General features: G+C 75.2%; 4 protein-coding genes. All 4 read right to left on the minus strand.

Annotated features, from left to right (window positions below; all coding sequences use genetic code 11):
* A partial coding sequence (locus HMPREF3086_RS02005; RefSeq protein ID WP_210401818.1) for a siderophore-interacting protein occupies positions 1-393 on the minus strand: 393 nt, incomplete at its 3' end.
* Positions 390-1,280, minus strand: a complete 891-nt coding sequence (locus HMPREF3086_RS02010) for an ABC transporter ATP-binding protein (RefSeq protein WP_246830854.1) — start codon at positions 1,278-1,280, stop codon at positions 390-392. The genes HMPREF3086_RS02005 and HMPREF3086_RS02010, both read right to left, overlap by 4 nt.
* A complete protein-coding gene (locus HMPREF3086_RS02015; RefSeq protein WP_070719912.1) occupies positions 1,280-2,341 on the minus strand; it encodes a FecCD family ABC transporter permease in 1,062 nt (353 codons plus the stop codon). The genes HMPREF3086_RS02010 and HMPREF3086_RS02015 overlap by 1 nt, the downstream gene beginning before the upstream one ends.
* The coding region (locus tag HMPREF3086_RS02020) for a FecCD family ABC transporter permease (RefSeq protein WP_371441640.1) at positions 2,338-3,424 on the minus strand (1,087 nt) is incomplete at its 5' end. The genes HMPREF3086_RS02015 and HMPREF3086_RS02020, both read right to left, overlap by 4 nt.

The following is a 3,424-nucleotide window of genomic DNA, read 5'->3' on the forward strand; positions in this document are numbered from 1 at the left end:
GACGGTCCGCGCCCAGGCCGAGCCCGGCCCATCGTCGTCGCCGGGGTGGACCACCATGTCCACCGTGAGCGCGGGCACGGCCTCGCCGTCGAGGTCGACGGTGTCAGCGCGGCGCACGGTGTAGGTGCGCATCCAGCCCCGCTCCCCCTCGGGCAGCGCGAGCCAGTCCCGGATGCCGTCGGCGTCCGGGATGACGCCGCCCCCGCCGGGCGGCGGCACGATGAGCTTGACGTAGCAGTCGCGCACCGTGCCGGGGTCAACGACCTCGGCGGACCACCGGCGCAGGTCGGGACCCGCCACCACGAGGCGGACGAACGAGTCCCCGAGATCGCGGGCCTCGATGACCCGGGTATGCGAGACGACGATCGGTGTCTCTACGGCGATGGCGGTCATGTGGTCCCCTTCCGTCGTCCCCGCGGCAGCACCACGGGATGGCCGGTGGCCGGGTCGGTGATGATGTCGGCGTCCAGGTCGAACACGCGACGCAGTGTCTCCTTGGTGATCACCCGGTCCGGCGGGCCCGCGGCGACGACGCCGCCCTCGGCCACGGCCACCAGGTGATCGGCCACCCGCGCGGCCAGGCTGAGTTCGTGCAGCACCGCCACGACCGTGCGCCGACCGGTGCCCTCTCCCCCGCTTCCGGCGTGGCCGGCGGGCAACGGTAGGTCGCGGACCAGGTCCAGGATGTCGAGCTGATGCGCGAGGTCGAGGAACGAGCACGGCTCGTCGAGCAGCAGCGTGGGCGTGGCCTGCGCCAGCACGAGCGCGACCCACACGCGTTGCCGTTGACCGCCGGACAGTTCGTCGACCCGCCGGTGGGCGAAACCGGCGGTGTCGGTCAGGGTCAGCGCCTCGGCGACGGCCGTATCGTCGTCGTCGCCCCCACCCCACCAGCGACGGTGCGGGTGCCGCCCCCGGGCGACCAGCTCGGCGACGGTGAGTCCCTCGGGCACGAGGGGCGACTGCGGCAGGAACGCGACCGTGCGCGCGTGCTCGCGCGCCTTCACCGACGCGACGTCGCGCCCGCCCGTCTCGATCGTGCCCGACAGCGGTCGTAGCTGACGGCCCAGGGCGCGCAGGATCGTGGACTTCCCGCAGCCGTTGGCGCCGATGAACACGGTCGTCCGGCCCGCGGGGATGTCGAGGTCGAGGTCGCGGATCACCGGCTCGGCGCCGTAGCCCAGCGCGAGGCCGCGCAGCCGGAAGGCCGGATCGGGCTCGGGCTCCGGTTCCACGGGGAGGGCGCGTAGTACGGGCGCGACGGGCGAATGGATGCTCATCAGGCCACCTTTCTCGAACGCAGGAGGATCCACAGCATGGCGGGCGCGCCGAGTGCGCCGGTCACCACGCCGGTGGGGAGGTCGACGGTGCCCAGGGCCTCGGAGGCCACGATGTCGGCGGCCACCACGATGACGGCACCGGTCAGGGCGGCGGCGACGATGGACGGCCGGCCGCGACCGAGAGCGGCCGCGACGGGGGTGGAGAGCAGGGCGACGAAGGCCAGCGGGCCGGCCACCGCGGTGGCCGCGGCGGCCAGGAGGGTACCCACACCCAGGGCTGCGGCGCGGGTGGGCACGGGACGGGATCCCAGGCCGACGGCGAGCTCGGGCCCCAGCTCGGCGGGCCGAAGGGCGGTGTGCAGCCACACGCCGAGCGGCAGCAGCACGACCAGGGCGGCGGCGAGCCACGCGATGCGCTGGCCCGACGCCCCGGACAGCGAGCCCACGGTCCACACCGCTGCCTCCTGCGCGCCGGTCAGCGGCAGGCGGGCGATGAGCTGGGTGACGACGGCGACGCTCAGGGCCGCGACCGCGACGCCGCCGATGAGGAAGCGCTGCCCGACGATGCCCGTGTGTCGTCCGGCGGAGGCCCCGAGGACGATCGCGAGCGCGACGGCGGACCCCAGCAGCGCGGCGGGCACGATACCGACCCCCCGCAGTCCCCACAGGGCCATCCCGGCCACCGCGCCGGCGGAGGCGCCCTGGGAGATACCGAGGATGTCGGGGCTGGCCAGCGGGTTGCCCAGAACGCGTCGGAACAGCGCGCCGGATGCGCCGAACGCCAGACCGGCGAGCGCGCCGAGGACCGCGCGAGGAAGCTTGTCCTCCATGACGACGAACGTCGCGCCGGGGATCGTCGCGCCGCCGAGGATGGCGACGAAATCGGGGATGGTCACCGTGTAGCGGCCGAGGAGGACGCGCACCGCCATGACCGCCACGAGGAGCGCGGCGAGTCCGACGACGACTCCGAGGGTGTGCCGCCGGCGGTGGGCCGAGAGCCGACGGACCACCACTTCGGTCTCGGCGAGCTCGGCGGGGCGGTCGAGGACGGCGGAACTCACGAGGTGCTCACCCCCCGGTTGGCGCGCAGGAGGGCGATGAGGAAGGGCACGCCGATCGCCACGGTCATCACGCCCACGGCGATCTCCCCGGGCGGGGCGATGACGCGGCCGATCGTGTCGGCGAACAGAAGCACGGCCGGCCCGACGAGCACGGGCAGTCCCAGGACCACGCGGTTGCCCACCCCGACCAATCGGCGCAGGAGGTGCGGCACGAGTAGACCGAGGAACGCGATGGGGCCGGCGAGCGCGGTGGCGACCCCGGACAGGATGACGACCCCGCCCAGGACGACGGCGCGACCGGCGACCGGGCCGACGCCGAGCCCGCGGGCCATATCGTCCCCCAACGCGAGCGCGTCGAGGGCGGCGGCACCGGCGAGGACCAGGACTAGCCCGAGAAGCAGGAAGGGGACGGCCGCGCCGATCTCCGGGGCGCCCGAGCGGGCCACGGAGCCCAGGCCCCAGAAGCGGAAGCGGTCGAGCACGCCGGGCAGCGCGATGACCAGTGACGACGTGACCGCTGTGCAGCCGGCGGTGACGGCGGCACCGGCGAGAACGAGCCCGGTCCCGGAGTCGGCGCCGAGTCGGCCCGCGCCCACGACGACCATCCCGGCCACCAGCGCGCCGATGACCGAGAACAGGGCGACGACGGACGGGCCGGCGGCCGGGGCGAAGGCCAGTCCCAGCACCACGCCGAGCGCGGCCCCGGCGGTGAGGCCGAGCAGCCCCGGGTCACCGAGGGGATTGCGGGTGGCGCCCTGCAGTCCGGCGCCCGCCACGGCCAGGGCGGCGCCCACGAGGACCGCGGTGATGGTCCGGGGCACGCGGGCGGCCACGACGACCTCGTCCATGACCGCACCCGAACCGGGTGCGACGGCGGCGGCGAGGTCGCCGGACAGCAGCTGGCCGGGCAACGTACCCAGCACCGACCACACGACGGCCGGGTCGACCGAACGGGCGCCGACGAACAGCGACGCCGCGATCCCCACGACGAGCAACACCAGGGACGTCAGCGTGCCGATCACGACACGGCGGCGTCCGGGTGCGGCCGACACGACCGGCCCGCCCGCCGCGGGGGCGGGCGCG

The sequence above is a fragment of the Dietzia sp. HMSC21D01 genome, from assembly GCF_001815995.1.
Classification (GTDB): Bacteria; Actinomycetota; Actinomycetes; order Mycobacteriales; family Mycobacteriaceae; genus Dietzia; species Dietzia cinnamea.

What these genes read in the sequence shown, in the direction of transcription:
- HMPREF3086_RS02010 (WP_246830854.1), bottom strand. Translation starts at nt 1,280, where the DNA reads ATGAGCATCCATTCGCCCGTCGCGCCCGTACTACGCGCCCTCCCCGTG.